This window comes from Paenibacillus durus, assembly GCF_000756615.1.
In the GTDB taxonomy this organism is placed as follows: Bacteria; Bacillota; Bacilli; order Paenibacillales; family Paenibacillaceae; genus Paenibacillus_AQ; species Paenibacillus_AQ durus.
In genome coordinates this window covers 1043448-1070105 of the sequence record NZ_CP009288.1, presented here as the reverse complement: position 1 = coordinate 1070105, position 26658 = coordinate 1043448, and the positions used below count along the sequence as shown (strand labels likewise).

Sequence of the window (26658 nt, the reverse complement as noted above, 5' to 3'; positions counted from 1 at the left end):
TGGGCAAAGAAACCATAGTGGCGATTCTGTATCTTATAATCCTAATGGTTATGATGATAAACAAACGATCCAAGATATATTTTAATCGGTTAAAGGCAAATCCTTCTGAGATGATCTCCAAGCATTAGAAAGATCCCGGATTTGTACTTTTGCACCACTGCTTTCTCTGTGCCTGCGAATTTACATCAACAGCGCATCCTAATGCTGCATTACCACATTGCCTGTCAAAATACATCGTATGTATCGCTCATTCAAGTTATTTACTAACATAATTTCCCCTTTCTTCTTTGTTATCCATACAGATGAGTGGGATCTCCGGGTCATAGGGTAGATATAAGTCTCCAAAACCTCGTATTTTGTTAATCAGCCAGCCCTCCTCAAATATTATTCATTTAGAATGGCTTCCTATGTTCACAAGCCGGCTGTCGTGAGCAAGGTTCCACCTTGGGTCCACACCTTAAATTTGAACAATTTTGTAATTTTTTCGAAGCTAATATAATGTCAAATCCAAATAGCCGATATATAACTGTTGAATACAGAAAAAAATTATTTAGCTGCATATGGGGGGATTATAAAGGAGAATCAATCGGAATGTTTTTTGGAGTGCTGGGAGGACTCTTTTAAATGCCCATCTATTGTAACTTTAGTACTTTAAGGAGGTGAATTTGATGATTATTTGGAAAGGTTGGGGGATTCTCGTACTCCCAATTGTGGTTGCGGCGATATTTCTATCTAATTTTGCTCTAGGCTTATTTGTAAGCGTAGACTCGCTTGCAGAAAATGCTATCCTGGGACTTGGTCTTGTCCTCTCCGCAGTTCCGATCTGGTTTATAGGGAAACTGCTTAATAACCGATCCCAAAGGGTTATGATCGACAAGGAAACCGGTCAAGAGTTTATGGTAGGAAACGTACATAGTTTTTTCTTCATCAGAATGGAGTATTGCTCTTTCGTTGCTGCTGTGTTCGGGATTCTTTTTTTATTTGCAACTTAATTTAAGATGCACCTCCTAGAATTTCATCGGATTAACCCGGGGGGTTCCAATGTCTATTCTAAGGGGTGCATTTCAAACTGTCCCTTATTTACTAACACAATTTCTACCTTTCTTCTTTGCACGATATAAAGCTGTATCGGCCGATTTCATAACAGCATCTGGAGTTTTGTACTTTTCACTTTTTTGGGAGACGCCGATACTTACGGTTATGTAGATTTGTTTGGATGGTTTTGCGCTTTTAGATCTGCTTTTTGAATTTTTTTTGGATCTGCCCTTCCCACGCAGTGTAAAACCCCTTTTGGAAACTTTTTCTCTCAGTTCTTCGAGATGAGGAAGCACATCATTGATGCTTTTGCCTGGGAAAAGAATGGTGAATTCCTCTCCGCCATAACGGAAAGATTTTCCCCCACCCGTAACATCCTTTATTATCGAAGCAACCAGCTTTAAAACCTCATCTCCCGTATCATGTCCATAAGTGTCATTGAACTTTTTAAAAAAATCAATGTCCAACATAGCAATCACATAGTTCATGCCCAGTTTCATCATATCTTGCTTGAGGGCCCTTCGCGACGGCAGACCTGTAAGTTCATCAGAAAATGCCATGGAATACGAATCCTGTATGATTGAAGTTATAAGAATTATTCCTGAAGCCGCGAAAAATATGGCATAAAATATGGGATTACCACTATGGTGCAGCGCAAAAAACAATGCAAATAGCACACCTGCAAAGGAAATATCCTGCGAGGATTTGTATGAAATTTGCCTAATGATGAGTATGATTAAAGCTGCCAAAAAGGCTATTATTGACACTTGCGATACTGGAGTTATTGAATCAAGGTTCGCAGGTAATATGTCTTTATGAAACAGATCAAGAAACTCTCTTTGTCCCGAGTTAATTAGCCAGAATATGAATAAGAATTGGGAAAGAATAACACCTATACGAATAAACCCCCATAAACTGAATATACCTCGTTCTTTTAAAAAAGAAAAAAACGCAATGTTTATAGGAATCACCAAACAAATGATCGAATAGATATCAGCAATTTGCGTTGATTTACCAATAGTCCCCGGAAAATATTTAATTAAAGCTATACATAGAGCAAGAATGATTAGAATGAAAAATTCTCGGCTGCGGTTAAATTTCCAAGAAATGGCGGCCCCTATAAGAAATATTACATAAGGAGACAGCTGTATAATATCCAGTTGCGGTTTGGACATTGTGTTAGTCTTGGTGTAAAAAATATAGGCTAGAGCAATTAAAATAAATGGCAGTATGATCGAAAAAGCTGCTTTAATCCTTGTCTTCAAAGTTCAATAATTCCCTTCATGATGTGTTCTTTTATTAAATATTATTATCGGTTACAATGTGTCACTAACTTATACCTCATGTTAAGTAGCTGCTACAAATCAATTTTTACCAAACTAATAATTTCAGGTGGTTAACCGATATTATGATAAAAGGAGGGCTATTACGTGGAGTTTCGATTTCGTAACTTTAAAAGAGGATTATTTGCTGTAATCTTTGCAACAATACTGTGGTTCTCAGGGAATTTGTCCGTTCAAGCAGAGAGTACGGGCAAACTAATTACTGAATTGAATACAGATATGGCAAGATATAGCCCTGGGTCTACAGTAACCATTTACGCGAACTTGCTAAATAATACAGGGACAACTATTAACAACGGAACAATAACGGTTTATTTCAAACATTTGGGTGTTGATGTAGCTCCTCCGCAATATAAGAATATTAATCTTGACGAAGATTCTACAACAAATATTCAATTCTATTGGAATCCCCCTTTAACGGATTATCAAGGTTATTCAGTAGAAATTTGGGCAAGGGATGACTCGAACAATATTATCGACAGTATGAATACTGCTGTTGACGTATCATCTACTTGGGAAAGGTTTCCGAGATATGGATATATCTCAACATATGATGATCAATCATTAAGCACTTCGCAAAACATGGTATGGAAATTGAAAAACTACCACATTAATGCGATTCAATTCTATGATTTTCACTGGAAGCACCATATTCCACTAGCGGGTTCAGTTGAAAATCCTCCTACCTCTTGGAATGATGTTGCCAACCGAAAAATTTACAAACAGACTTTGTTGGACTACATAAATGGATCTCATGATTATAACATCCTTGCATTGAATTATAACCTTATGAATGGTGCTTATAGTGGATATGAAGAAGATGGAAGCGGTGTTCAAAATCATTGGGGACTGTTCAACGATCAACAGCAAGTAAGTACTCCTTTACCGGAAAATTGGGCATCTCCTTCTATTTACAGCTTTAATCCAGGAAATCTGGAATGGCAGAACTATATATTTAATCGAGAGAAAGATGTACTTTCTGTATTCCCTTTTGATGGTTGGCATATTGACTCTTTAGGTGGAGGAACTTTATATGATTTTAGTGGAAATAAGATAGATTTAGATCAGACTTTTCAAGGTTTTATCAATAATGCTAAGGCGTCTTTAGGAAAATCGGTTGTATTTAATAGCGTTGGTAATTACGGTCAAAAAGAGTCAGCAAACAGTAATGCAGACATCCTTTACTCCGAGATGTGGGAGGGCAGCGGACAAGTAACATATAATGATTTAAAAAATTCGATTGAAGCAGGCAATTCACTAAGTGGAGGAAGTAAATCAACCGTTCTTGCTGCTTATATGAATCGTAATTATCAAAAGAATTTCAGTGAATTTAATCAAGGTTATTTTAACAACCCAAGCATTCTTCTGACAGATGCAACCATTTTCGCCAGTGGTGGGAGTCATATCGAGTTGGGGGACGACTTGAATATGCTTTCTCTTGAATACTTTCCGAATAAACATCTAATTATGAGCGGTGAGCTGAAAAAACAATTGAGAAATTATTATGATTTTATGGTAGCTTACGAAAATCTTCTACGCGGAGGGTTATCGAATACTCATAACATTGTGTATCTTCACGACATTGACTCGAGCACAAGTACAGAGGGAAACCCGAACACCATTTGGAAATTCACAAAATCAGGAAACGGATATGATCTCATTCATCTGATCAATCTTCTAGGAATTCCATCTAATCATTGGAGAGATGCTGATGCAACGTATCCAGTACCGACTTTTCAATCAAACGTGACGGTTAAATACTATTTTGGCTCTGGAACTGTAGAATCAGTAAATTGGGCTTCCCCTGATTATGAAAATGGAAAATCGTACACCACTTCTTTTACAACAGGATCAGATGACCAAGGCAATTACATTACCTTTATAGTCCCGACACTTCAATATTGGGATATGATCTATATAAAAAAATCTTGAGGCAGATTACACAAAGTAACAGTTCAAAATATTCCTTCGGCATCAACGGTCAATTCGCTAACACGCCTTAGATAATTAGTCATGTTCACGTCATCTTTGATCTCATATGTATACTGAAAATGCTCGGCGACATCTTTGGCCAGAATCCGAAATAATTCGCAGGCTGTGAAGACTGAATTCCACATATTATGATCGTTGCTGTCCGAGTAGGTTTCTTTGTACATATCCCAGTAGGATTCGGGGAGATACTTCTTCATATATTTCCCCATTTTTCCTATGGAAACTTGAAAATCATATTTTGTGCCAACCCACCATGAAATCATCTCATCCAAGCGACGTCTAATGACGCATTCAAACATCTGTTTCGCATACGGCAATTCATCACGCCAAATTCCTTTGGCAACGTTTTGCAGACACCACCAAAAATCATTGCAGCAGCTCATGAATAGTGGCTTCGTGGGCTTTTGTACGTGATAGTCAATATCTGTAGGAGGAGGGATGATCGGCAGGCAGTTGTCCTTATCTAATAAGGGAAGTGTGAGTTTATCGCTAACATACCCTTCCAGCATCGATTCTTTGGTTTCAATATGAAGATCAATACGATTTCCATCTGTAAACAGCATAAGATATCCGTAAGACCGGGAAAAATCCATCTCCATGCCTAAAGATTGGTCATTCTTATCCGGCTCTTGCATCATAAGCATATCACCAAACATAGTTGTCCATTGTTCATCGTTAATAAAAGAGGCTGTCTCCGTCACTACATAAACAATATCATAATCCTGAAAAATGTCCTTGGGGGCATTCGGATTAGTACGCGAACCGTTCATATACACCGCACGAATTCGTTCATCTTTTTGAGCTATTCCTACTATCAAATCGAATATTTCTTTCTCGCTTCTCATCTTCATCCCCCCGATAATTAGCTCTTCTTCTTCGATTTCGCTTCCGCTTTCTCTATGTTGCTTGCAACTCTGTATTTAACGATTCTGCTGATGAGGTCATAGGGCAGCGGCTTATCTAGGGGGAATTGTAATGTCCCTTTCGACTTGTGATATTCCTTCACTTCCTCTTGGAACGCTTCGATTCCGCTGGGGGCCGGGTAAAAACCGATGTGCTTCTTAAAAGCCGCAAAATGCACAAGATTTCCGTGGAGCTCGAATGTAGGCATCTGGTAGCTGATCTTTTCCTTCGCGTCCGGCGCCGACTCTTGGATCACTTTCCTTAACGTCTGAAGAACGTCCTGAACCTCGGGAGTACACGCTGCAATATACTCGTCGATCGACGAGTAAGTGATTTTTTCTTTCATGGGAACCATTCTCCTTTCAAACTATACCAAATACTTTCCTTAGGCTGCTACGAAACTCTTGTTCGGTTTCAATTCTCTTTTCTATTCTGATCCCATCTACTGTTAGAATCAATTTGTCATCCTTTAACGATATCCTGCCGTTCTCCCTTTCTAGCGAGCACAGTCTGTTTGTTCTAAATCTCGAATCTGAGGATGTTTCGAAATATAAACATCTTTCCTTGAAGTCGTCCAGACTTCTTTCTTGCAAGGAAAACGTATATTCCCACGGAATACTCTAATCCATTTGACGATTTTAACAATTGATACGTGCCGCTTCCAGATTCCACTATTTTAAAGTAGCCGTTAAGATCCGTTTGGATCGTATCAAGCACAAATTTTACAGGCTCAAGAAAATGATCTCCAAATCCAACATCTACAAGCCAACTCTCCTCTTTTATACGCACGAGCAATAAAACATGGTCAAATTCATTTCCGTCCTCTAAAACCTGTGCAGCTATATACTTCACTTCGAAGCCAAGATGCATGAGCAGGTGATAAAGTAATCCATTCAGCTCGTAGCAAATTCCCCCTCTTTTCTGCTCCACAATTTTCATCCACAGCTTCTTGACATCGAATTCAATTCTTTTGCCGGCCATGATATCAAGGTTTTCAAAGGGGAGGTTAAACAAGTGCTGCTTATGAATTCTCCGAAGAGTGCTTATATCAGGAAGTAAATGATCGTGCAGCTTCAATCTTTCCTGGTATGGATGCACAAACACAAATACATCTTTTTGCAAATTTATCCCCCGCTATCCATCAAGTTAGGTTGGTCTATTGTTTAATTCAAGCAATATTATACCTTTTAAACAATTTCCACACCTGCTCTGCCATAAACTCCAGGGAATGCGGCATCTGATTCAGAATCCAACACTCCACCGTTCCAACGAAGGCTGAAGCCGTAAATTGGATAATCAATTCCTTATCCATACCCTGGTTAATGTCGTGCATATCGAGTTTCTCCTGTATGGTGGTCATTAGGATCTGCAGCAAGCGTCCCCGGAATATGTTTGTTGACTGGCGAACATGGAAGAAAAGAATAGAAAATTCTCCTCGAAATAAATAAATCAGGACTTCATCTCCTCACCCCCCCATTCAATCAAGCACTAACTTTGGTGATGATCCAGATTTATGTAATAATTTTCTGCTGTTTCAATTGCTTTTTCTTTCGATTTAATAATTTCAACAAGCTTTAATGCAGCATCCATAGATGTTCCTAAGGCCTTAGATGTAATTACATTCCCATCAACTACAACTTTATCATCTACTCGAGAACCCGACTTGATCAAAGAACTCACCGCTGGAAGACAAGTATAATTCCTGTTTTCCAGTACCCCAGCCCTGTCTAATATAATTGGAGCACCGCAAATTGCAAACACTAGCTTATTTTCACTATTAAACTGATGCACAAGATCTATAATTTCATTATTTTGCAGTAAGCGTTCAACACCAGGACCACCAGGCAATAATAATCCTTTATACTCAGACACATCTATATCTGAACACTTTTTAAACACCTGATCAACCTTATACTGTACACCGGTAAAACTTTTTATTAATTCTTCATCAATACCATAAACATCCAAGACAATATCAGAACGCCTAAGTATATTTATTATGGTAATTGCCTCAATATCATCAAAATTATGCCCCAAAAAAGCACAATACTTATCATTCATTTGACAATCCTCCCTTATTTGTTGCCCTTCTCCCATAAGTTACACTTCACCAAGGCTACCAATAAAAACCTGGTTGTTTTATTACGCTATCTACTAATAATGCCTACCCCGTTATGAAACTCCGCATTTGTTCCCGAAATTCATTGGCATGATAGGCTGGATGGATAATATGACCTGTAGTGATGATACCCAAGGTTGCACAGGCATCTTTGGCATTGTTACCTACTGATACAACCTGTACATTGGGGAATAAATCCATTACTTGTTGCAGGATCTCACGGCCCCACTTCTTTTCTGCGCTCTTTGGAGTACGGTTTTTCATTACACCCTGAACTATTTTATAGGGATGGAGTGGGAATACGTTCCACAAGACTGGTGGGGCTGTCATCAAGTCGATAGTCTCCCAAAAGTAATGTGCCGACCCCTCATACGAATTTCCTTCAACATAAAAGCTAGTCCTAGGAAAATGACGGTTTAAGCGACCCCCACGGAGAATACGTTCAGATGTAAACGGAGTGCCAGTCAACGCACAGCCACGTACTCCCGGGGCTTCTCCGATAAAAATAACCTTCGGCTTCGACCAAAACAGTGCATTAAAATATTTGGCGAGATTAGTTCGGCAATGAACAGATTCCGCATAGAAGTTATTTACGGATGGAAAGTCCTGCTTGCTCGCGATTGATCGGATGAGCGCATGTACTTTCTTGTTGAAATTTTCCTCTTCGGCAACTTCTAGATGAAGCCATGAATCATTAACTTTTGGAGAATCCCCCTCACCGCAAGGTTGAACTCGTTTATCGGTCGCTTTGAGCTTAATTGGCTCCTTTTGTACGTCCATATTATCCCCTCCAATTACCATTATGGAAAATAATCGGAAAAATGGAAAGAGGGAGATTAACTCCTATCAGAACGGGCCTGCTTGTCCGTGTTATTTTATTTTCTTATTCGACAAGCTGGTCCTTGCCATACTTTTCTAAAAACTTTAATTCAACTTAGATAGCTGAAAATCCTGTCGATGACTTTGAAAATGCTATAGCAAAGGTATGGGAGGATGATTCTTTTTCTTGGGAGGGTGGAGAATCCAACATGGTTGCCCAAAAAAGAGGCGTTCGGGCACTCGAAGATGTATTTGAACGATACGAAGGCAAAAATATAGCAATCGGGACACATGGCAATATCATGGTTTTAATGTGAAGCAGTTAGATATGCCTGATATATACAAGTTAAGTTTTGATAATCTGAGGCTTATTGAAGTAAAACGCATATGGGACAGGAGTTAATATATTTAGACCGTCACATGTACTAGATAGCGTTCAAATGCTATAGGTAAGCCATTTGTTGTAGCGTTCATTTTAAATATTCGCTCAACTTCGGAAAGGCAGTTCTCTATAACCCATTCGTGAATAGAGGGCGTCTGGCCAAAACAACGCATCTTAATAACATCAATTGGCTCATGCAAGTATTCAATACCCCTCACTGATTCAATCTCAGCATGTACCAAGCCACCTTGTTTAAGTCTTTGTTTGAGATTGTCTAATACGAAAGTTTCACTTGAAATCGGCTCAAACAAGTTTGGGAACCACTCAGAGAGTTCTGCCGTCATACCATCACCGGGATGTAATCCGAGAATCTGACCTCCTTTTTTAACCACTCGTCTAACATCCAGATAAGAAGAAGTCGGGCCTCTACGGTTATATGCAGCATCAAATTCCTCTGACTTGAATGGCAGCCTGTTTTTTGAATTTCCTGTAATAAAGGTCACATTTGATGGGCTAGCTTCATTCCCCGTTTGAATGAAATCATTTGTAATATCCAAACCAATGATTTGTTTAACTAGTGGACTCCAATGGATGGTGAACTCTCCATGTCCACATCCGATGTCTAACACTTTTTTATTCCGAACCACCTGTGATACTTTTTCTGTAAATATGGTTTCACCATTCGGTTGGGATATTGTGGAGCTCCACGGATAAGAATACTGTCCTTTCATTTTCCCAAGCTGCGCATACCATTCAATAGAATGAGGGCGTAACCAATCCGGGTGGGTTCTTGGGTCTAGCAAGCTTTTATTCATAAAACACCTCCGAATCAAATGTGTTCAGGAACAACATTATGAATTTTTCCATCAGGCCAGTCAATACCATTACCTTGACATAAAAAAGAGGGAACTTTGTCCCTCTCTCTGCTCAATTTGAAGGGTGACTTATCATACCCGCCTTGTGCTTATTTCCATGACAACTATTCGTCCAATACCATGAACATCCCGGTCATTCCGGGCGAATGGTCTTTGAATCCGAATTTTTCATAAAATTTATCTTTTCCGTGTGATGCGAATAGACCGACAAAAGCAGCTCCAGCACAATTAACATTGATATAGTTCAGCAGCTTGTCGATAATTTTCTTGCCTATTCCCCTATTTTGATGCTCAGGCAATACAGCTACATCTTGGATATAATAGTACATTGCTCCATCGCCAACTATCCGTCCCATACCGATTACGTTTCCATCACTTATTGCAACTACGCCATAGACTGAATTAGCAATGGACTGTTCAGTCATTTCTATATTAACTTTTCCCCATCCAACCGCTTCCCATAAAGTTTTATGTTCCACAACAGTTGGGGGGCGTTCGATAATTTTTAACTCCATGTTGTTCATCCCCCTTCACATACTCCAAAGTATAGTTCTTATGCTTGAGCTAAACAACAAATTTTAACAGTCTTTATATACTTTAAAGGGTTTACGTCACATTAAGTAGAATCCTCCAGACATTTTTCCTGCCAGTAGACTTTTCTCCATTCTCAGATGCAGTAGCTCTGTACGCAAATCTTGTTCAATAATGTGGATGGCAGTAAGGATTTCCTCACTAATTCCCCCGCCCGGCTTCTCCCTGTTGACCAAAGAATTGGAAAAGAGTCCACTGACAATCTTCCCACAGGCGGACTTTTGCAACCAGTTCATCTTCTTCGAGGATAAGATTTTCATAAAAAGCCTGGATTTCTTTCACCTAACCATCCCCATATCGGGATTTTTTTGTTGTCTATAGACAATATTTTATCAGAAAAATGTTGGCAATAGCCTACAGAAAAATGTGTCAATACTCCTTATGATGAGGGTAACAACGTCACAAAAAAGGAGTTCGCGCTTTGCACGAGGAAAAGAAAACGGAATTGCTTGCTTTTGGCCGGGCGTTACGCAAAATTAGAAAGGTAAAGCGCCTTACAAAGGAACAGCTGTCCGAATCGAGCAGGGTGGACCGTTACTATATAAGAATACTATCTAAGGTATCTGTTGGAAAAAGTATGCACAAGTTCCTGCTCGATTCTAAACGGTTTGATGTCTGAGGAAATAATTGGAAGAGATTCGGTTTTCCTGGACATGAAACTTGAAAAACTCTTTCGAGATACACAGGATAGCGTTAATCATTCGCAGAGCTAATCCGTCATCCAGCATGTCTGGGAAAATCAGGGAAACCCAACGCCTCTGCGCGTTTGAGCTTCCCGTTTTATAGAGTAGAGTTTAGGCTAGTTCTGAACGACGACCGTGTTGCTATCTGCGGATTCGTTGCCGGCCGCATCGATTGCGCTGACCGAGATGTTATACGTACCCCCCGGACTCATGCCGTTGAACGTACGGCTTGTTTCAGTGCTGTAGGTAGGAGTAGAAGAGCCGTTGTTTTTAAAGTTGTAGCCAGTTACGCCGATGTTGTCCGTTGAAGCTGTCCAGGAGACGGTCACGCTTGTGCTGGTCCTATTGGTGACCACAAGATTCGTTGGCGCCGTCGGAGGGGTAATATCGTTTTTAACAGAATAGTTTACTGCCTGTACATTCAGATCATCCAGGTTAATATGGCCCCAGTCGCCTGTCGCTTTATCTACGATTTTCACGTATACATAGTCGCCGCCATAGACCGAGGCGTCCCAAGAGACGCGGGTGTATTGTTCCGAATTGGACCCGGTCGCTTTAAACAATTCTTTTCCGTCGGAACCTCTTACCAACGCCACATACTCGTTATTGATATCATTTCCTCCGGAGATCAGGAAATCGATTTTACCTTGACCGCCGATTCTGAAGAAGTTGGATTGCATAACGCCGGTATCCGCGTCTCCGCCGACTTTATAGCTCCATAAATGATAAGTCCCGCTTTGGTTGAAGGGTTGTCCATCCCAATAAGTGCTGTCGGAAGTCACATCTTCCGCGCTGAACGCGTTACCGCTGTTCACGATCCACCCATTCAAATTCCCGTCTTCAAAATCATGGTTCGGCAGCGTGCTGTAGGAATCCGAGAAAGGGGTATCTGCGGTCGTATGGATATCGTCCACATTGATATGCCCCCAGGGAGTTGTGGAATTATCTACGATTTTAAAGTAGACGCTTTTGTATTGAAAGGGAGTGACATCAAAAATCACCCTGCGGTAGGATTCGTCGTTGTTGCCGGTAGCCTTCGCCAGAATTTGGCCGTTGGTTCCATCTACCAGGGCTACATACAGGTTGTCCAAATCGTTGCCGCCGCTGATCAGGAAGTCTATATATTTGCCGCCCCATATGGTGAAGCCTTTGGATTGCAGCGTTCCTGTTCCCGCATCTCCGGCATTTTTGTAACCCCAAACATGGTATTTGCCTTTTTGGTTGAAATCCCCGCCCCAGCCCCAATTCGTGTCGCTGACGACCGAAAAGGCGTTTCCGGTTACGGTCCAGAAGGTAAAGTCCCCCGTTTCAAAGTTCCCGTTCATAATATTCCGAATGGGTGCCGAAGCGGGTGCGGTCGAAGCGGATGCGGTGCCCAGGAAAGATACACTTAGCATGGAAATTGCGATGAAAAAAACGGTCATTTTTTTCATAACGGATTGCTTCATTTTCTTTCTCTCCTATTTTTATTATTTTGAGAGCAAAACTGGCGAGCCTTTTCACCTCCAACAATTACCTTATTTTTTACTCCCGTCTATAATCTATACCTATTTTTTCCATGTGTAAATGTTTAACTGAATTATAAATACAAACTCAAACTTCGCAGAGCCAAAATAAGCGTAAACCCTTGGTGGAAGAAGCAAATCGGCTGATAAAATAAGATGCTTTACAAAATAGAAAACACCGCTTCTGTTTGATATAGTGATTGTGTGCAATCAACTCCCCCAAGAAATAACCTGCCTTCAAAGAACTGAGCGTGCTATAATAATTATGAAACGGGAAAATCAATAAAAAATTTGGCTATACCGCAGCCTATCTGTTCCAACTCGTATTCGTCCTGTTGTTTCATCAGAAGAACTGGTTTCGGTTGCTCGAAAGTGATAAAGCAGAATCGTTTCCCGGCAAAGACGCCGTTTATCGGTTCTTAAATCATAGCCGATTCGCGTGGCGACAGTTCCTCTCCTCCCTCAGCGTAAAAGTCAACTCCAACAATGGATCGCCGGTTTGCCCAGTTATCTCAAGGCTTATCTCCCTTTCAAAGGGGATGTTAAGCAAGTGCTGCTTATGAATCCTCCGAAGAGCGCTTATATCAGGAAGTAAATTATCGTGCAGCTTCAATCTTTCCAGGTATGGATGCACAAATACATCTTTTTGCATATTTATCTCCTGCCATTCGTATCAAGTCATGCATGTACACTGAGAGGATAGACTTGGTAGGAGCATTTCAAGGGGTAGGCTCCTGATTGGGCTTTTGCAGGGGCTGCTTGCATGTGGATGGAGCCACGCCAAACCTCTCTTTAAACACCTTGGAAAAATGAGCCACGCTCTCAAATCCAGTTGAAAAACAAACATCCGTAACGGATAAAGAGGTAAGAAGCAGCATCTCTTTCGCGATATCCAACCGGCGACTACGGATCCATCGTAACGGTGATGTATTGTAGATCGCTTGGAAATCTCGTTTGAAAGCTGACAAACTTCTGCCTGACAGGTAAGCAAGATCATTTAGCGAAACAGGGTTGGTTATATTCTCCTCCACCACCTCGGTTATGCTCTTCCTCTTTGTACGTTTGAGCTGTAAAAACTGGTATAAAAACTGTTCGTCAGCATCCGCAACATCAAACAATAATTCCAACAATTTTACTTTAATCAATCCATCCCTGATGTTATCGGTTTCCTTGAAATACGGTTTCATTGAATAGATGTAATTAATTAATCGTTCATTGACCGCTTTGACAGATACGGGTACTAACGCTGATGGATGGTTACTTTCGAGATCTGCCATTTTGATAAATTCGGTGAGCAGCTCTTCTTTAAGAAAGAACATCATATAGTCCAAAACATAGCCAGAACCTTCTTCTCCCGATTTCTCATATTCAATCACGATCGATTTCTGCAGCAGGACCATTTCATTCTTCCGTACGATATATTCCTGACTGCCGAATCTTACCGTGTAGCTTCCATCCAGTACAAACAAAAGCAGATGGTCCTCCAAAAACATCGTTCCCTTTAAACCTTTTGTAAAGGTACAAGACTCAACAACGGATAGCCCTTTCATCTTCAAGATCCCTTGATTATACGGTTCTCTAGCCAGATCGTGAGGAACCTTTGCTACTTTTGCGGTTTGCAAAAACATCTGTACTTCCTCCTATAAAAGAGATCCAAACAGTCATGTGAGCATTTTGCAAATGCTTATGTAAATACAGCGAAGATTATCTTCATCATAACAAAAAATCCACCTTGGCGTACAACATGTGGAACTAAAAAAACCGGAGTGCAAACGCCCCCGGTTCAATTGAATCTTATTCGACTTTGAAATTAGACATCATCATGGTCTGTGCCTGTAATCACGTCATGCCAAGCTTCAATATCCTTTTCAAAATTTGCCGTCTTTTCCCGGTATCTTTGCAGCGAATCCTTGCCAAGTGGCAAGTGGACCGGCGGCTTCTCCGCGTTTGCGACCTGCACGATTGCCTTGGCCAACTTGACGGGATCGCCCGGCTGTTTCTTATTTGCCTGGGTCGCAATTTTTCTTATTTCTCCCACCGTTTCCTCATAATCCGGAATGATGTTACCTGACCGCGTCAGCGACGAAGTATCCAGAAATTCCGTACGGAAGAAGCCCGGGGCTACTACGGTTGCATGAATTCCAAGCGGAGCCAATTCCAACGCAAGGGCCTCCGTCAATCCTTCAACGGCGAACTTGGTTGAACCGTATACGCCCCATCCGATATATCCGCTCAATCCTCCAACGGACGAGATATTGATGATGTGTCCGGAACGCTTGTGACGCATGTGAGGCAGGACCGCCCGGGTCACATTCAACAAGCCGAAGACGTTCGTTTCGAAGTTGTTCCGCACCTCATCCGCAGTGGCTTCTTCAACCGCACTCAGAAGCCCATATCCTGCATTATTCACAAGGACATCAATTTTGCCAAACTTCTCAATGGCTTGATTCGCAGCCGAAACCGCCTGTTGCTCATCGGTAATATCCAGCAGAACAACTTGAAGATTCTCCGGGTTTCCTAATTGATCGGCTAAAGAGTCTGCCGATTTCCGGACTGTCGCAACTACGTTATCCCCGGTTTCCAACACAGCCTTGAGAATTTCCAAACCAATGCCTCTTGCCGCCCCGGTAATGAACCAAACTTTCTGATTAGTCATATTAAATCCCATCCTTTTGTTTTATTGCTTACGGATATTGATGAGTTGGATCGTCCGCCACAGTTTCAACTGCAAAAACGATAGATCCCTCCTCTGCATGCCTTAGTACAGGTTTAAAACTGTCACTTTTTCACGTGTCATCGACTCAAGGCTCTTACGGATTCCTTGTGCCCCCATACCAGACCCTTTCACACCGATAAAGGGGAAATGATCCGGACCGCGTTCTGTACGTCCATTAATTTGAACGGAACCTGTTTCAATTTTACCTGCAATCGCAAATGCTTTATTAATGTCTTTTGTAAAGATACTGGCTTGCAGACCAAATTCGGATTCATTTGCAATTTGGATTGCTTCTTCATCAGATGATACACGGATAATCGGCAGTACAGGTCCAAATGGCTCTTCCCAAGCTACGCGCATTTCACCTGTAACATAATCAAGCAGCGTAGGGTAAATTAGATTATGCTCACGCTTGTTCCCTATTACAACTGCAGCACCTTTTTCTAGCGCATCGTCAATTAAAGCTTGAACAAAATCAGCAGATTGATCATCAATCAATGGAACGACTGTACTGCCGTCCTCCGGAGAGCCTACAGACAATTTTTCTACTTCCTCTTTTAAAATTCTGACAAGCTCGTCCGCCACGTTTTCATGTACCAGTACACGCTTAATTGCTGTACAGCGTTGGCCCGAATATGAAAATGCACCGCTGATGATATGTTTGGCTGCTTCCTGCAAATCCGCATCTTCACGCACAATACCAGGATCTTTTCCGCCCAACTCAAGGACAAGTGGAATCATTCCTGCTTTTTTCGCCAAACGAGTTCCTGTGTTGGTTCCGCCTGTAAAGGAAATCATGTTAATTCCTTTATGCTCAACTAGGTAATCACCAATGACGGAACCCCGGCCTGTCATGATATGAATAAGACCTTTTGGAAGTTCTGCCTTATGAAGAGCTTCGATCATTTTAATACCGCTAATCGCCCCTTGTGTAGCAGGTTTGAAAATAACAGCGTTTCCTGCCATTAATGCTGGAGCTACTTTTGCCGCAGCCAAGTTTACTGGGTAGTTGAATGGAGGAATGGCCAATATTACTCCTAGTGGAACACGTTCAATAATCGCTAATTTAGATTTTGAACCACCCGGAAAGCTGTCTCCCTTCATGCTTTCTCCGTGCATATGAAGCGCTTCTTCAATTGTGTAACGAATGAAATCCGCTGTGCGTAATACTTCGTTCCCCGAATCCTTTAGGCTTTTGCCGACTTCTTTCATAATAATTTCAGCAATTTCATCCTGCATGTTGACTAATTCATCTGCCCACTTGTATAAATATTTTGCGCGCTCTTGAAGCGAAACTTCTCTCCAGCTTTTCTGTGCCTCGTGTGCGAAATAAATAGCTTCATTCACCTCTTCTTCCGTAACAGCCTGCACTTTACCGATTACGTCACGAGAATAGGGCGAGTAGATGTCAAGGGTCTGACCCGATTTGCTTTCTTTCCATTCTCCATTAATATAAGTTTTATAAACGGGTACCTTTTTTGAATTTAATAATGCTGAAATCATCAGAAATTCCTCCTTAAAATGATAGTTATTTTGATATTTCCGATCCGAAGACTGCGAAATCTACCCGAACAAATACCTTAGTTTAGAAACGGCCGCCAGCGGCAGCGCCAGTTTTTGTCCTACGAATTAGACATCATCATGATCAGTGCCTGTAATCACGTCATGCCAAGCTTCAATATCCTTTTCAAAATTTGCCGTCTTTTCCCGGTATCTTTGCAGCGAATCCTTGCCAAGTGGCAAGTGGACCGGCGGCTTCTCCGCGTTTGCGACCTGCACGATTGCCTTGGCCAACTTGACGGGATCGCCCGGCTGTTTCTTATTTGCCTGGGTCGCAATTTTTCTTATTTCTCCCACCGTTTCCTCATAATCCGGAATGATGTTACCTGACCGCGTCAGCGACGAAGTATCCAGAAATTCCGTACGGAAGAAGCCCGGGGCTACTACGGTTGCATGAATTCCAAGCGGAGCCAATTCCAACGCAAGGGCCTCCGTCAATCCTTCAACGGCGAACTTGGTTGAACCGTATACGCCCCATCCGATATATCCGCTCAATCCTCCAACGGACGAGATATTGATGATGTGTCCGGAACGCTTGTGACGCATGTGAGGCAGGACCGCCCGGGTCACATTCAACAAGCCGAAGACGTTCGTTTCGAAGTTGTTCCGCACCTCATCCGCAGTGGCTTCTTCAACCGCACTCAGAAGCCCATATCCTGCATTATTCACAAGGACATCAATTTTGCCAAACTTCTCAATGGCTTGATTCGCAGCCTCAACCGCCTGTTGCTCATCGGTAATATCCAGCAGAACAACTTGAAGATTCTCCGGGTTTCCTAATTGATCGGCTAAAGAGTCTGCCGATTTCCGGACTGTCGCAACTACGTTATCCCCGGTTTCCAACACAGCCTTGAGAATTTCCAAACCAATGCCTCTTGCCGCCCCGGTAATGAACCAAACTTTCTGATTAGTCATATTGAATCCCATCCTTTTGTTTTATTTTTTGTTGTACATTATCTACTTGGAAACCTGGTAATCTCATCAGCAAGCAGAAATTCTGCATATTAACGAGCGCTCGAAACTAAATCTTCCTCGCTTTTATCATCCGTATCAAAGATCGTGAACGGCATCAACAATTCAGTTCCGATTAAATTGCTCGCAGCTTTCCTCCTTTCGACGTATAGCCCCAGCCGTAAGTCAGGACATCATCCAACCACTTCTTTAGCAGCGGAGGTGAACTATACCAATAGAACGGAAATTGGAAAATGATCCGATCATGCTTCATGGCGAGTTCTTGTTCTTTTTGCACATCAATCCGCCAATCCGGATAAGAAGCGTATAAATCATGCACGGTGATCTGATCCGGAACCTTTTTTACTTCCTCCAACCAAGTCTTGTTCACTCGGGATTTGTCCAAATTAGGATGAGCGACAAGCACCAATGTTTTCACGATAATCCCTCCCATTCTCGAAATTCGTATTTTGAATTCCTGTTGATGAATTAACTTTAACGTATATTTGGTGCTTCTCGCTTTTCTGTAAGGTCCGATCTATTTGTTCATTTAGCTCATACCCGCTTAAAGAAAAGAAAAATGCACCCGCAAGAACTCCATCGGATAAACCAAGGCGGTTATTCCAACGTCCATTCTTGGAGGTGCATCTAGTACATGTTTAGTCGGCTAAGAAGAAACGGCTGCGCCGTCCTTGACGAACGCAGGGTGCGCTTCGATCAACTTCATTCTTTTTCAGAGATTTCTGTCAGTATGTTTTCACTGCTTTTTTCCAACACCATTGGATACATTTCCACTTTATCGGGAGCCAGTGATTTTAGTTCCTTAAATACGGCGGCAGATGCGTAAACCTTGTCCGAATATTCGATGGTTTTAAGCAATTGATCGCGATGATCAATGCCGATTGCTTGGGATTCGATTTGTGTAATGCCAGCGTCGTGAATATTGCGAGCCATCCATTGTCCGCCTGCCTTTCCGAGACATACAAAACTTACCTTACTTCCGGACTTCAGCTTGGAAATCTCTAATAACAAGGGCATTTCGATCGTTGCGCCTATCACATGAATGATTTTCTTATATGGAGAAAACAATTTTTTAACCTCATCGGCATGATTCAAAGTGGTGATGATCACATCCGATTGTTCAAGTGCATCCGTTATCGAGCTTTCCGTTGATGCAAGGTCCTCCAAAAAGACGGTTGTGACTTCAGCGTGTGTAATTCGTTCGATTTCTTTGCGGTAAAAGAGATGATCATGCTCTTTGCATTCAATGAACGCGATCCGCATGCGTTCGGATACATCCGCATCATTCAGCAGAACATAGGCCAATCCGGCGATAAAAATATCTGCCAGAGGGATTCGCTGCGCGTCCGCCTGTTCAATCGTCTTCATCGCAAGCTGCTGCATCGTTTCGCGGCTCTTTCTCAGCTCATCGACTTTGGCGTTATCCAAGACCTGTGTGCCCCGGCCTTTATGCATGGATAACAAACCTTCATCGCGCAATTGCGTGTAAACTAAATTCACTGTATTCCTATTCAACCCCAATAAATCGGCCATTTGATTCGCGGATGGAAGCATGTCGCCCGGAATAATCCGGCCAAGCCCGATTAGCCATTTCAATTGTTCTTTAATCTGCGTATTCACGCTAAAGTTCAATCTTGAATCAGCTTTTAACAGTAATTCTGTACTCATAGGGATTCTCCGTTCTTAGAAAAGGTTCTGATCTGCATATTTAATTTTACTATATTACTATACATTTGTATATTTCACGTGCCGAGCTTCAAATATACAGATTGACATTGACATAAGCCCCTGATATTATTTACACATATTCATAGTTAACTATTAATTTAATACCAGAAAGGAGTAATTTTTTTGGAACAGACATCTGCATGGTATCGTTTCATTGTCAAAATGGCAGGATCGGGAAAAAACCCGCTGAGCGTTTCGTTCAAGACTGCACTTATCGGATTTATTGGAGGGTTTGTCGCGATCGGCCTATTGGCTTTATTGACTGGCCTGACATCGGCTGTATGGCTAATGGCTCCGTTTGGAGCTAGCTGCGTTCTGGCTTTCGGTGTTTGGGACGCCCCTTTATCTCAGCCCAGAAATATTGTCGGAGGACATCTGATATCCACTGCGGTTGGATTACTGCTATTTCATATATTCGGCAACGGGTTTTGGGTACTTGCTCTAGGAGTAGGATTAGCTATTGCCTTAATGCATGTAACCCGAACGACTCATCCGCCTGCGGGAGCAAATCCAATTGTCGTTATTATGGCAGGAAGTCCATGGTCTTTCTTGATTAATCCGGTTCTCATCGGCTCTTTGATTATCGTGATCATTGCCCTTTTGATCAATAACCTGGATGAACATCGTCAGTATCCGAAATTCTGGAGATAAAAAGATAATCCCTTTTCGGGATACCAAATGCAAACAACCGACCCTATCTTAGGATCGGTTGTTTGCATTATACAATCACATATCTCATTTATTCATTCAGCAGCATGCGAAAATAACTCTCCGCGACCCCATACATGATCTGCTGGCAATTCAAGCCTTCCTACCAGTTCCAGCCTGTATCAACTCACCTTGCAGAGCGACTTCACGCTGCTTTGTTTTCTTAATGAAGAAGGACATCGCCAGCCCGATTGCTCCAAAAATAATAACGGTTAAATAGGCATCGTTCATCCCCGCTATAGAGGCCTTCTGCAGCAATTGCGCCTGATCGTGAATCACTCCTTCGGCAGCTATTCCTAACCGCATGAAACTGTGCACGGTTGGTCAGAATCGTGACCAGAAGCGCTGTGCCAATGGCGCCCGACACCTGCTTGACCGTATTGGAAATGGCGGTTCCGTGAGCATGGTACGAAGCCGGAAGCTGGTTAAGCCCCGCGGTTGTAATCGGCATCATGAACATTGCCATTCCGATTCGTCTGCCGGTGGACAATAGCAGAAGATAGGTATAGCTTGTGGAGTCCGTTAACGAAGTAAAGCCGATCGTTGTCACAATCGTAATGGCGATGCCGATGACCGACAGCCATCTTGCTCCAAACCTGTCGAACAGTCGGCCCGCAACGGGCATAAGCAAGCCCATAAGCAAGGCGCCCGGCAGCATCAAAATTCCGGCTTCAAATGCCGTATAGTGCCTCATGTTCTGCAAATAGATTGGAAGCAGCATCATATCCGCATACATGACCACCGTCACAACAACATTAATAAGGGTAGTCAGCGTAAACATGTTGTATTTGAATGCTTTCAGTTCCAGCAAAGGATTTTTGCTCTTAAGCTGGGTTACTGAGAACAGAACCAGCGAAATCAAGCCAACGAGCAAGGTTACAATAACTTCGGTCGCTGTCCAGCCGATTGCGCCTGCTCTGCTGAATCCATATAGTAAAGTGCCGAATCCAACAGTGGACAAAATCATGCCGGCAATATCCAGCTTGGGATAGGCCCGCTCCGTTACATTTTTCAAGAAAAAAAAGGCCAGAAGGATAACCAGCGCCGCAAACGGAATAATGACATAGAACAGGGAGCGCCAGACGTAATGGTCCAGCATATATCCGGCATAGGCCGGACCGATTGCAGGAGCAAAGATAATGGCTACTCCAATGAGCCCCATTGCGCCTCCACGCTTCTCCTCAGGATAGATGGCAAGCACAACATTCATCAACAGCGGCATAATGATGCCTGCTCCCGCAGCCTGCACAAGACGGCCGATGAGCAGCAGTTCAAAGCCAGGAGCTACTCCAGATACCACAGATCCGGCAAGAAACGCAAGCATAGCTGAAAGGAATAATTCACGGGTCGTAAAACGCTGCATCAGATAGGCTGTTATAGGATTGAACACTCCCCCACTTAGCATACACTTGAAGTGGGGGATTCTTGGGTAATCCCTTCTACCGAGGGGAATTCATATCGATATTTTCTCACGAAAAATCGTATACCAAGCGATCCCTGCGGTTCCCGCAGTTTTCCAAAGGAAAATCTATACTGATCTTCCCAGAGTTTTAAGATTTTTACCTTAGGAAAATATCTAAAGGAAAGGAGGTCTTGACGTTTAAACAGCAAGGCTTTTGATGTTCTGTGCCGCATTTCCATCTCGATCATGAAGAGTATGGCACGATGGACATTCCCATTGCCGCACAGACAATTTCTTTACTTCGGGATGGATATAGCCGCATACATGACACCTTTGACTCGTTGGGGCGAACGTATCGGCAATCTTCACCGTTCGTCCATACCATTCCGCTTTATACGAAAGCTGACGTTCAAATTCACTCCAGGACGCATCAGCAATGGATTTGGCCAGCCGGTGATTTTTAAGCATGTTCGCCACGCTCAGATTTTCGATGCTGATCGTTTGGTTTTCACGAATCAGCTTCGTAGTGAGTTGATGCAAAAAATCATGGCGGCTGCTGACGATCTTTTCATGGATTTGGGCAACCTTCTGTTTGGCTTTCTGCCAATTGGAGCCCCCTTTGTTACGGCGAGCCATGCGGCGTTGCCAAAATGCAAGTTTTTGTTCATATTTGCGAAACACTTTGGGATTGGCAACCCGCAACCCATCAGAGCAGACCGCTAATTCCTTGAGTCCAAGGTCAATGCCGATCTCCTTATCGGTCTGCGGCAGAGGTTTTATTTCCACTTCACAGAGGATGGATACAAAATACTTACCTGCCGCATTTCGCCGCAGGGTAGCCGAAAGAATGCGACCTTCACACGCTCTGGAGTTGGCAAAACGAATCCAGCTAAGCTTCGGAAGTTTAAGCCGGTTTCCGTCAATAGCAATGTTGTCATTGGTGTATTTGGTGGTGTAGCTTTGCACAGGATGCTTACGGCTTTTGAAGCGTGGAGCCTGATTTTGTTTCTTGAAGAAACGTTCAAAGCTGTCTGCCACGTTCCGCACAGCCGATTGCAAAGCAATGCTATCAACCGATTTCAACCATTCAAATTGCTGTTTGAGTGCAGGAAGCTGTGTGGCACAGGTGTTATAGGATAACCCTTTGCCTGTTGCCGCATAGGTTTCGTTCCATTTGACTAAGAAATGATTGAAGACAAAGCGGCAACAGCCAAACATTTGAAGGATGAGTTGCCGTTGCTTGGGATTGGGATAGATGCGATATTTGTAAGCTTTATGCACCAACATGCCACGGGGCCTCCTTAAGTGTAGGATATTTCAATTATAGCACATATGTTCGCTTCAGGACAAAAAAACCGCCGATTCATCTCCTCCCTATAGAGGAAGGAGTCTTCTCGGCTTTATAAGATAAAAACTCCATTTACCAGCATGTACCCTGTTGTCAGCCATTGAGCCGTTGTGGCCGCGATGTTAAAATCTGTTATTAATTCTGGAATAGCCACACTCATAATCGTCTGATTCAGAACGGCTATGAAAGCGCCCAATATCATGATGAACAACAGAGGTCCTTTATTAATCTTGTTCATTTAATTCAGCACTCCTTTTTGTTCCAAAAGATCTGCGGTTGCCCTCCATAGCTTGTTCTGCATTTCGGTATCCCCGCCCGGGTGCACAGGTTTAATGGAATCCCCGGTGCCAACGTTAAAATATCCTCCTGTCACCTTCTGGTACTTCGGGTCCACAACCAGCCGGGTGATGATTTCAGCTCCTTTTCGCGGATCGCCAATATGGAGTAATTTTAAGATGCGTTCAAGTATGGGCGCGAACCAAAGCTCACGTCCAAGTCCTGTAACATTGAACCCGGGGTTCAATGCATTTACACTGATTCCGGTTCCGGTTAACCGGCGGCCCAGTTCAGCTGTGAACATAATATTGAGGAGCTTGGTTTTTCCGTAGATGGCAGATGAGCCTCTGGCTGTAAATGGAGTGGTATCGGTTAAATCACCCGGCAGCTTTAAAGTCCCGTGATTTCGCGAGGCTTCTGAAGCCACATTTACAATTCTGGCCGTTCCCGCGTTTCTTAAGGATGGTTCCAGCACTTGTGTCAATAACCATGGGGCCAAGTAGTTCACCGCAATCATTTCAGGAAACCCCTCAGAGGTACTCCGCTGTTCAAAGGCATGGAGCCCCGCATTGTTCACCAGCACATCAATCTTGGGAAAAGCAGCTGTAATTTCCTGTCCAACACGTTTCACATCCTTCATCAGGGACAAGTCCCCGTAAAAGAAATCTACTTTTGTTGAAGGTGAGCTTCCTTTGATCCATTGCCTTGTTGCCTCAGCCTTCTCCTTACTTCTGGCCGTCATGACAAGGTGAGCACCGCGTTTCGCCAAATCCATGGCAACAATTCGCCCCAGCCCGCTGGTTGCTCCAGTGATGACGACGATGGGTTTAGTCATAATAATTCTCCTCTGTGTGGTATACTTTTTTGTGCAATAATTCCTAAGCTTTAGAAAAATGGCTATGGTCAATATTTGATTGACATATGTCAACTATATTGATTTAATGGATATATATCAACTACTTACGCGGATTTAATCTTATCGATAGAGGATGTGGGCAAAGCAGTGGAACATAATCAAGATCATGACCTAGGCAAAAATGAGATAAGAGAGCAATTGGAACTTCAGCTTGGCGAACAGCTTCATGCGCTTATCAGCGCCTCCCATGCGCTAAGTGTCAGAACTGCAGGACGTTTCGATCCTTCCATCCAGCCTGCGGCCTTCCATATTATTCGTTGGCTCTATTCCTACGGACCAACAAGCGCTGCCGCTCTCGCGGAATCCACAGCCATGGACCGCAGCTCCGTTAGCCGCCTTATTAAACAGCTTGAGACTTTGGGTTATGTGAATAGAGAAAATTCGCCTGATGATGGACGAGGGGTCCTTCTGTCTCTCACTGAGCTTGGGCACCAAATGACCATTCATGCCCTTAAAGAGAAAGAGAACGCATTCTATGAGCGAATTTCCAATTGGGACAATGATCAGCTCGAAGCGTTCATTACGATGCTCAGAAAATTTAATGGATTGGATCATCCTCACGCATGAAAAAGAACCTTCAGCTCCACTTCATGTGTGGATTTGAAGGTTCTTTTGCTTGAAAAGTGGGACTTCCTTATTCATTCAATTCTGGCAAAAGATAAGGAGGAAAAAGTCATACCACTCAATCGTACTGCCAATAAGACTGGCCAAAAGGACTTTCGTAGTCTGTTTCATTGGACCGCCGATTCCACTCCTCAATTTATATGCGACCTGTATTCAAATGCTGTTGTTCCATATACGCTTTTAAAGTGTTTATTCAAATGGGTTAAATCAACAAAACCACATTCAGCTACTGCTGAATAAATATCTCCGTTTTTTTCTATCAACTGCTTTGCACGTTCGATCTTGCAGTTAAGAAAGTATTGGTATGGTGAAATTCCAGTATGAGCCTTGAATAATCGGATAAACTGAAATTTCGATAAATCAAGCTCGTTACATATCTCATCAAGTTTAAGCACAGTTTCCAAGTTGGTATGAACCATATCCTTTGCTTTTCTAATTAGAGCGTTATCTTTCTTATATTCTGTTGAAAGATTCGTTTGAATAAGGCTATCTGTAAGGGATAAGAGTAACTCGCTGCACAAAGCCGCATCTTTTTCGCTTAATATTGCATTAGAAAGACTTAATATTTTTTGTTCAAGTGTATAATCATACACAATAGGCGTTGAAAAACGTACGATATCCTTTTTCTCAATAACCTCCAAAAGCAATTGCGGCTCAATATATAGCATTACATAATCAAGGCCGGCCTCATCATGTGCCATTCCGTCATGCGCCTGTTCCGGATTAAAAAGCATAACCCCATTTTGATAGGATAATTGCAAACTGCCATCCAGGTTATACTCTTGAATACCACGTAATGTTACACCTATTGCATACTCCTTGTGAGAGTGCTTTTTATACGTAAAATCAGTCATGCTTGCTGACAACGCAGTAATACCTGCCGATTTTTTATAGATAAATTTGTCCACTTCATTCACCTCTTCATAGCTTACCTACACCCATATCATTACTGCAGCATAAGCTAAAAATAAAGCCATCATTACATTAACAGCCCTTGTATGCTTTTGTAAAAACGCCTTGAAGATTGTACCGAAAAGAACCCATGTAATAAAGGCTAAAAATCCAATAAGAGTTATAGTTATAACACTTATTGTTACCGCAGGCATGGCGGTATAGTAGGGCAGAATAAAGCTAGGGATTACAGTCATTGTAAATAGTAGCACCTTGGGATTTAAAAACTGCATAAGGAAGCCTGACACAAAGGTACCCGTTTGGTTTACAGTTGGTTTTGATGTATCCATTTTGTAAATTTGATAAGCAAGATAGCACATATAAAAGCTTCCGATGATCTGCATAACAATTAAAATTTTAGGCATTGCCGTTATAAGCATAGTATTCAACATAGCAGAAATGACAAGCAATAGACCAAAAGCAATAGTAGCTCCATACGTATATTCCATTGCCTTTTTTGTCCCAAAATTATGCACTGTGGATAATATGACGATATTAGTAGGCCCCGGCGTTATAGTGATAATAATACAGTATAATAAAAAAGATGTAATATTCATGAGGGAAACTCCTTTCAAGGTATTCTCCCATGACTATACATCTTAAAATGAAATGGCCTATAGTATATTATTGCAGGTTTATTTTCGAAAGATTGCATTTATTCTCCACTTAAGCTTTTGGCCCATTCAGCAACTCTCCGACTACTTTCTTCTTCTGACAAATCCTCAATCCTAGTCATAATAGACCATCTTACTCCAAACGGATCCAATATACTTCCGAATCGATCACCTGAAACAAAGCTTGCAACCGGTTCCCTTACTTTTGCTCCTCTTGCTACCGCATTTTTAAATACCTGATCAACATTAATTACGTAAATTCTTAAAGAATAACACGCATTGTCTTCATCTGGCGGCAAGACCAATTTATATGCCGGATTCGCTGCTCCCAGCTGCAAAAAACCATTTCCAAAATCTAATTCCGCATGAACAATTATTTTATTGCCATTTCCATCAGGATATTCAGTTATATCCTTAGCCCTTGCATTGAAAACAGTTTTATAGAACTCTATTGCTTCCGAAGGATTCTTCACTGTTATAAACGGGGTAATAGTTGTAAAGCCATTGGGTATTCCATTCTTTGTATATTTACCTGACACTCCCGTATATTTTATGCTTTCAGTCATTTTTACTCCTCCTTTAAATGATCACATATC

At 42.2% G+C, this 26658-nt stretch carries 28 protein-coding genes and 3 pseudogenes; 6 read left to right on the top strand and 25 right to left on the bottom strand.

Going from position 1 to position 26658, the window contains the following annotated elements:
* Nucleotides 1-668 precede the first annotated feature (668 nt).
* A complete protein-coding gene (locus PDUR_RS04935; RefSeq protein ID WP_042205333.1) occupies nucleotides 669-992 on the top strand; it encodes a hypothetical protein in 324 nt (107 codons plus the stop codon).
* A gap of 84 nt (nucleotides 993-1076) precedes the next feature.
* Here the strand turns inward: PDUR_RS04935 and PDUR_RS04930 are convergent, their stop codons facing one another.
* Nucleotides 1077-2300 carry a GGDEF domain-containing protein gene (locus tag PDUR_RS04930; RefSeq protein WP_042205332.1) on the bottom strand — a complete coding sequence of 408 codons (1224 nt, stop codon included), beginning with the start codon at nucleotides 2298-2300 and terminating at the stop codon, nucleotides 1077-1079.
* 165 nt (nucleotides 2301-2465) lie between these two features.
* Here PDUR_RS04930 and PDUR_RS04925 point away from each other — a divergent pair, with 165 nt between their 5' ends.
* On the top strand, nucleotides 2466-4310 hold the full coding sequence (locus PDUR_RS04925) for a glycoside hydrolase family 66 protein (protein WP_052410059.1): 1845 nt from the start codon (nucleotides 2466-2468) through the stop codon (nucleotides 4308-4310).
* A gap of 23 nt (nucleotides 4311-4333) precedes the next feature.
* Here the strand turns inward: PDUR_RS04925 and PDUR_RS04920 are convergent, their stop codons facing one another.
* The 7 genes from PDUR_RS04920 to PDUR_RS04895 all read right to left on the bottom strand — a co-directional run bounded on the left by PDUR_RS04920 (nucleotide 4334) and on the right by PDUR_RS04895 (nucleotide 8172).
* The gene (locus tag PDUR_RS04920) at nucleotides 4334-5215 is read right to left on the bottom strand and encodes an aminoglycoside 6-adenylyltransferase (RefSeq protein WP_042205331.1); all 882 of its coding nucleotides are present in this window, start codon (nucleotides 5213-5215) and stop codon (nucleotides 4334-4336) included.
* Nucleotides 5216-5232: 17 nt separating this feature from the next.
* The gene (locus tag PDUR_RS04915) at nucleotides 5233-5619 is read right to left on the bottom strand and encodes an iron chaperone (RefSeq protein WP_042205330.1); all 387 of its coding nucleotides are present in this window, start codon (nucleotides 5617-5619) and stop codon (nucleotides 5233-5235) included.
* Nucleotides 5620-5635: 16 nt separating this feature from the next.
* Complete coding sequence (locus PDUR_RS30285; protein ID WP_169744889.1) at nucleotides 5636-5866, bottom strand: arylamine N-acetyltransferase; 231 nt, start codon at nucleotides 5864-5866, stop codon at nucleotides 5636-5638.
* The gene (locus tag PDUR_RS04910) at nucleotides 5793-6395 is read right to left on the bottom strand and encodes an arylamine N-acetyltransferase family protein (RefSeq protein ID WP_052410057.1); all 603 of its coding nucleotides are present in this window, start codon (nucleotides 6393-6395) and stop codon (nucleotides 5793-5795) included. The genes PDUR_RS30285 and PDUR_RS04910 overlap by 74 nt, the downstream gene beginning before the upstream one ends.
* A gap of 46 nt (nucleotides 6396-6441) precedes the next feature.
* A complete protein-coding gene (locus PDUR_RS28565; protein WP_156130307.1) occupies nucleotides 6442-6633 on the bottom strand; it encodes a TetR-like C-terminal domain-containing protein in 192 nt (63 codons plus the stop codon).
* Between the two features lie 128 nt (nucleotides 6634-6761).
* On the bottom strand, nucleotides 6762-7334 hold the full coding sequence (locus PDUR_RS04900; RefSeq protein ID WP_042205329.1) for a DJ-1/PfpI family protein: 573 nt from the start codon (nucleotides 7332-7334) through the stop codon (nucleotides 6762-6764).
* Nucleotides 7335-7437: 103 nt separating this feature from the next.
* Nucleotides 7438-8172 carry a uracil-DNA glycosylase gene (locus tag PDUR_RS04895; RefSeq protein WP_042205328.1) on the bottom strand — a complete coding sequence of 245 codons (735 nt, stop codon included), beginning with the start codon at nucleotides 8170-8172 and terminating at the stop codon, nucleotides 7438-7440.
* A 158-nt stretch (nucleotides 8173-8330) separates the two neighbouring features.
* Between PDUR_RS04895 and PDUR_RS28560 the strand changes: the two genes are divergently transcribed.
* Entirely contained in the window at nucleotides 8331-8528 is a 198-nt protein-coding gene (locus PDUR_RS28560; protein ID WP_169744947.1) for a histidine phosphatase family protein, read from the top strand.
* Nucleotides 8529-8619: 91 nt separating this feature from the next.
* Here PDUR_RS28560 and PDUR_RS04885 read toward each other — a convergent pair whose 3' ends face one another.
* The 4 genes from PDUR_RS04885 to PDUR_RS04865 all read right to left on the bottom strand — a co-directional run bounded on the left by PDUR_RS04885 (nucleotide 8620) and on the right by PDUR_RS04865 (nucleotide 12190).
* A complete protein-coding gene (locus tag PDUR_RS04885) occupies nucleotides 8620-9408 on the bottom strand; it encodes a class I SAM-dependent methyltransferase (protein WP_081949393.1) in 789 nt (262 codons plus the stop codon).
* A gap of 164 nt (nucleotides 9409-9572) precedes the next feature.
* Nucleotides 9573-9992, bottom strand: a complete 420-nt coding sequence (locus tag PDUR_RS04880) for a GNAT family N-acetyltransferase (RefSeq protein ID WP_042205327.1) — start codon at nucleotides 9990-9992, stop codon at nucleotides 9573-9575.
* A 208-nt stretch (nucleotides 9993-10200) separates the two neighbouring features.
* Nucleotides 10201-10341 (bottom strand): hypothetical protein, encoded by a 141-nt coding sequence (locus PDUR_RS28555; protein WP_156130305.1) that lies wholly within the window; start codon nucleotides 10339-10341, stop codon nucleotides 10201-10203.
* Nucleotides 10342-10858: 517 nt separating this feature from the next.
* Nucleotides 10859-12190: a fibronectin type III domain-containing protein gene (locus PDUR_RS04865; RefSeq protein ID WP_042205325.1), complete on the bottom strand. Its 1332-nt coding sequence runs from the start codon at nucleotides 12188-12190 to the stop codon at nucleotides 10859-10861.
* Nucleotides 12191-12473: 283 nt separating this feature from the next.
* Between PDUR_RS04865 and PDUR_RS30280 the strand changes: the two are divergent.
* Nucleotides 12474-12714 (top strand): annotated as a pseudogene (locus PDUR_RS30280) (hypothetical protein); the annotation flags it as partial.
* A gap of 252 nt (nucleotides 12715-12966) precedes the next feature.
* On the opposite strand, the gene PDUR_RS04855 reads toward PDUR_RS30280, so the two are convergent.
* The 6 genes and pseudogenes from PDUR_RS04855 to PDUR_RS04830 all read right to left on the bottom strand — a co-directional run bounded on the left by PDUR_RS04855 (nucleotide 12967) and on the right by PDUR_RS04830 (nucleotide 19163).
* The gene (locus PDUR_RS04855) at nucleotides 12967-13875 is read right to left on the bottom strand and encodes an AraC family transcriptional regulator (protein ID WP_042205322.1); all 909 of its coding nucleotides are present in this window, start codon (nucleotides 13873-13875) and stop codon (nucleotides 12967-12969) included.
* Between the two features lie 182 nt (nucleotides 13876-14057).
* Entirely contained in the window at nucleotides 14058-14903 is an 846-nt protein-coding gene (locus PDUR_RS04850) for an oxidoreductase (RefSeq protein WP_081949392.1), read from the bottom strand.
* Nucleotides 14904-15005: 102 nt separating this feature from the next.
* Nucleotides 15006-16466, bottom strand: a complete 1461-nt coding sequence (locus PDUR_RS04845; protein ID WP_042205320.1) for an NADP-dependent glyceraldehyde-3-phosphate dehydrogenase — start codon at nucleotides 16464-16466, stop codon at nucleotides 15006-15008.
* Between the two features lie 126 nt (nucleotides 16467-16592).
* Nucleotides 16593-17438 (bottom strand): oxidoreductase, encoded by an 846-nt coding sequence (locus PDUR_RS04840; RefSeq protein WP_081949391.1) that lies wholly within the window; start codon nucleotides 17436-17438, stop codon nucleotides 16593-16595.
* Nucleotides 17439-17619: 181 nt separating this feature from the next.
* A pseudogene (locus PDUR_RS04835) lies at nucleotides 17620-17913 on the bottom strand (NAD(P)H-dependent oxidoreductase); the annotation flags it as partial.
* Nucleotides 17914-18197: 284 nt separating this feature from the next.
* The gene (locus tag PDUR_RS04830) at nucleotides 18198-19163 is read right to left on the bottom strand and encodes a GntR family transcriptional regulator (protein ID WP_042205318.1); all 966 of its coding nucleotides are present in this window, start codon (nucleotides 19161-19163) and stop codon (nucleotides 18198-18200) included.
* A gap of 222 nt (nucleotides 19164-19385) precedes the next feature.
* On the opposite strand from PDUR_RS04830, the gene PDUR_RS04825 reads away from it, so the two are divergent.
* Nucleotides 19386-19874 carry an HPP family protein gene (locus tag PDUR_RS04825; protein ID WP_081949779.1) on the top strand — a complete coding sequence of 163 codons (489 nt, stop codon included), beginning with the start codon at nucleotides 19386-19388 and terminating at the stop codon, nucleotides 19872-19874.
* 220 nt (nucleotides 19875-20094) lie between these two features.
* Here the strand turns inward: PDUR_RS04825 and PDUR_RS04820 are convergent, their stop codons facing one another.
* From PDUR_RS04820 to PDUR_RS04805, 4 genes and pseudogenes are all read right to left on the bottom strand, one after another.
* Nucleotides 20095-21321: a DHA2 family efflux MFS transporter permease subunit gene (locus tag PDUR_RS04820; protein WP_233277480.1), complete on the bottom strand. Its 1227-nt coding sequence runs from the start codon at nucleotides 21319-21321 to the stop codon at nucleotides 20095-20097.
* Nucleotides 21322-21531: 210 nt separating this feature from the next.
* Nucleotides 21532-22620, bottom strand: a complete 1089-nt coding sequence (gene tnpB, locus PDUR_RS04815; RefSeq protein ID WP_042205316.1) for an IS200/IS605 family element RNA-guided endonuclease TnpB — start codon at nucleotides 22618-22620, stop codon at nucleotides 21532-21534.
* Nucleotides 22621-22739: 119 nt separating this feature from the next.
* Nucleotides 22740-22919, bottom strand: a pseudogene (locus PDUR_RS04810) (MFS transporter); the annotation flags it as partial.
* Entirely contained in the window at nucleotides 22920-23792 is an 873-nt protein-coding gene (locus PDUR_RS04805) for an SDR family NAD(P)-dependent oxidoreductase (RefSeq protein WP_042205314.1), read from the bottom strand.
* Nucleotides 23793-23960: 168 nt separating this feature from the next.
* Here PDUR_RS04805 and PDUR_RS04800 point away from each other — a divergent pair, with 168 nt between their 5' ends.
* On the top strand, nucleotides 23961-24440 hold the full coding sequence (locus PDUR_RS04800) for a MarR family winged helix-turn-helix transcriptional regulator (RefSeq protein ID WP_042205313.1): 480 nt from the start codon (nucleotides 23961-23963) through the stop codon (nucleotides 24438-24440).
* Between the two features lie 188 nt (nucleotides 24441-24628).
* On the opposite strand, the gene PDUR_RS04795 is transcribed toward PDUR_RS04800, so the two are convergent.
* The 3 genes from PDUR_RS04795 to PDUR_RS04785 form a co-directional block, all read right to left on the bottom strand.
* Nucleotides 24629-25405 carry an AraC family transcriptional regulator gene (locus PDUR_RS04795; protein WP_042205312.1) on the bottom strand — a complete coding sequence of 259 codons (777 nt, stop codon included), beginning with the start codon at nucleotides 25403-25405 and terminating at the stop codon, nucleotides 24629-24631.
* A gap of 24 nt (nucleotides 25406-25429) precedes the next feature.
* The gene (locus PDUR_RS04790; protein ID WP_042205311.1) at nucleotides 25430-26005 is read right to left on the bottom strand and encodes a LysE family translocator; all 576 of its coding nucleotides are present in this window, start codon (nucleotides 26003-26005) and stop codon (nucleotides 25430-25432) included.
* 98 nt (nucleotides 26006-26103) lie between these two features.
* The gene (locus PDUR_RS04785; protein WP_042205310.1) at nucleotides 26104-26628 is read right to left on the bottom strand and encodes a VOC family protein; all 525 of its coding nucleotides are present in this window, start codon (nucleotides 26626-26628) and stop codon (nucleotides 26104-26106) included.
* Nucleotides 26629-26658: the final 30 nt, after the last annotated feature.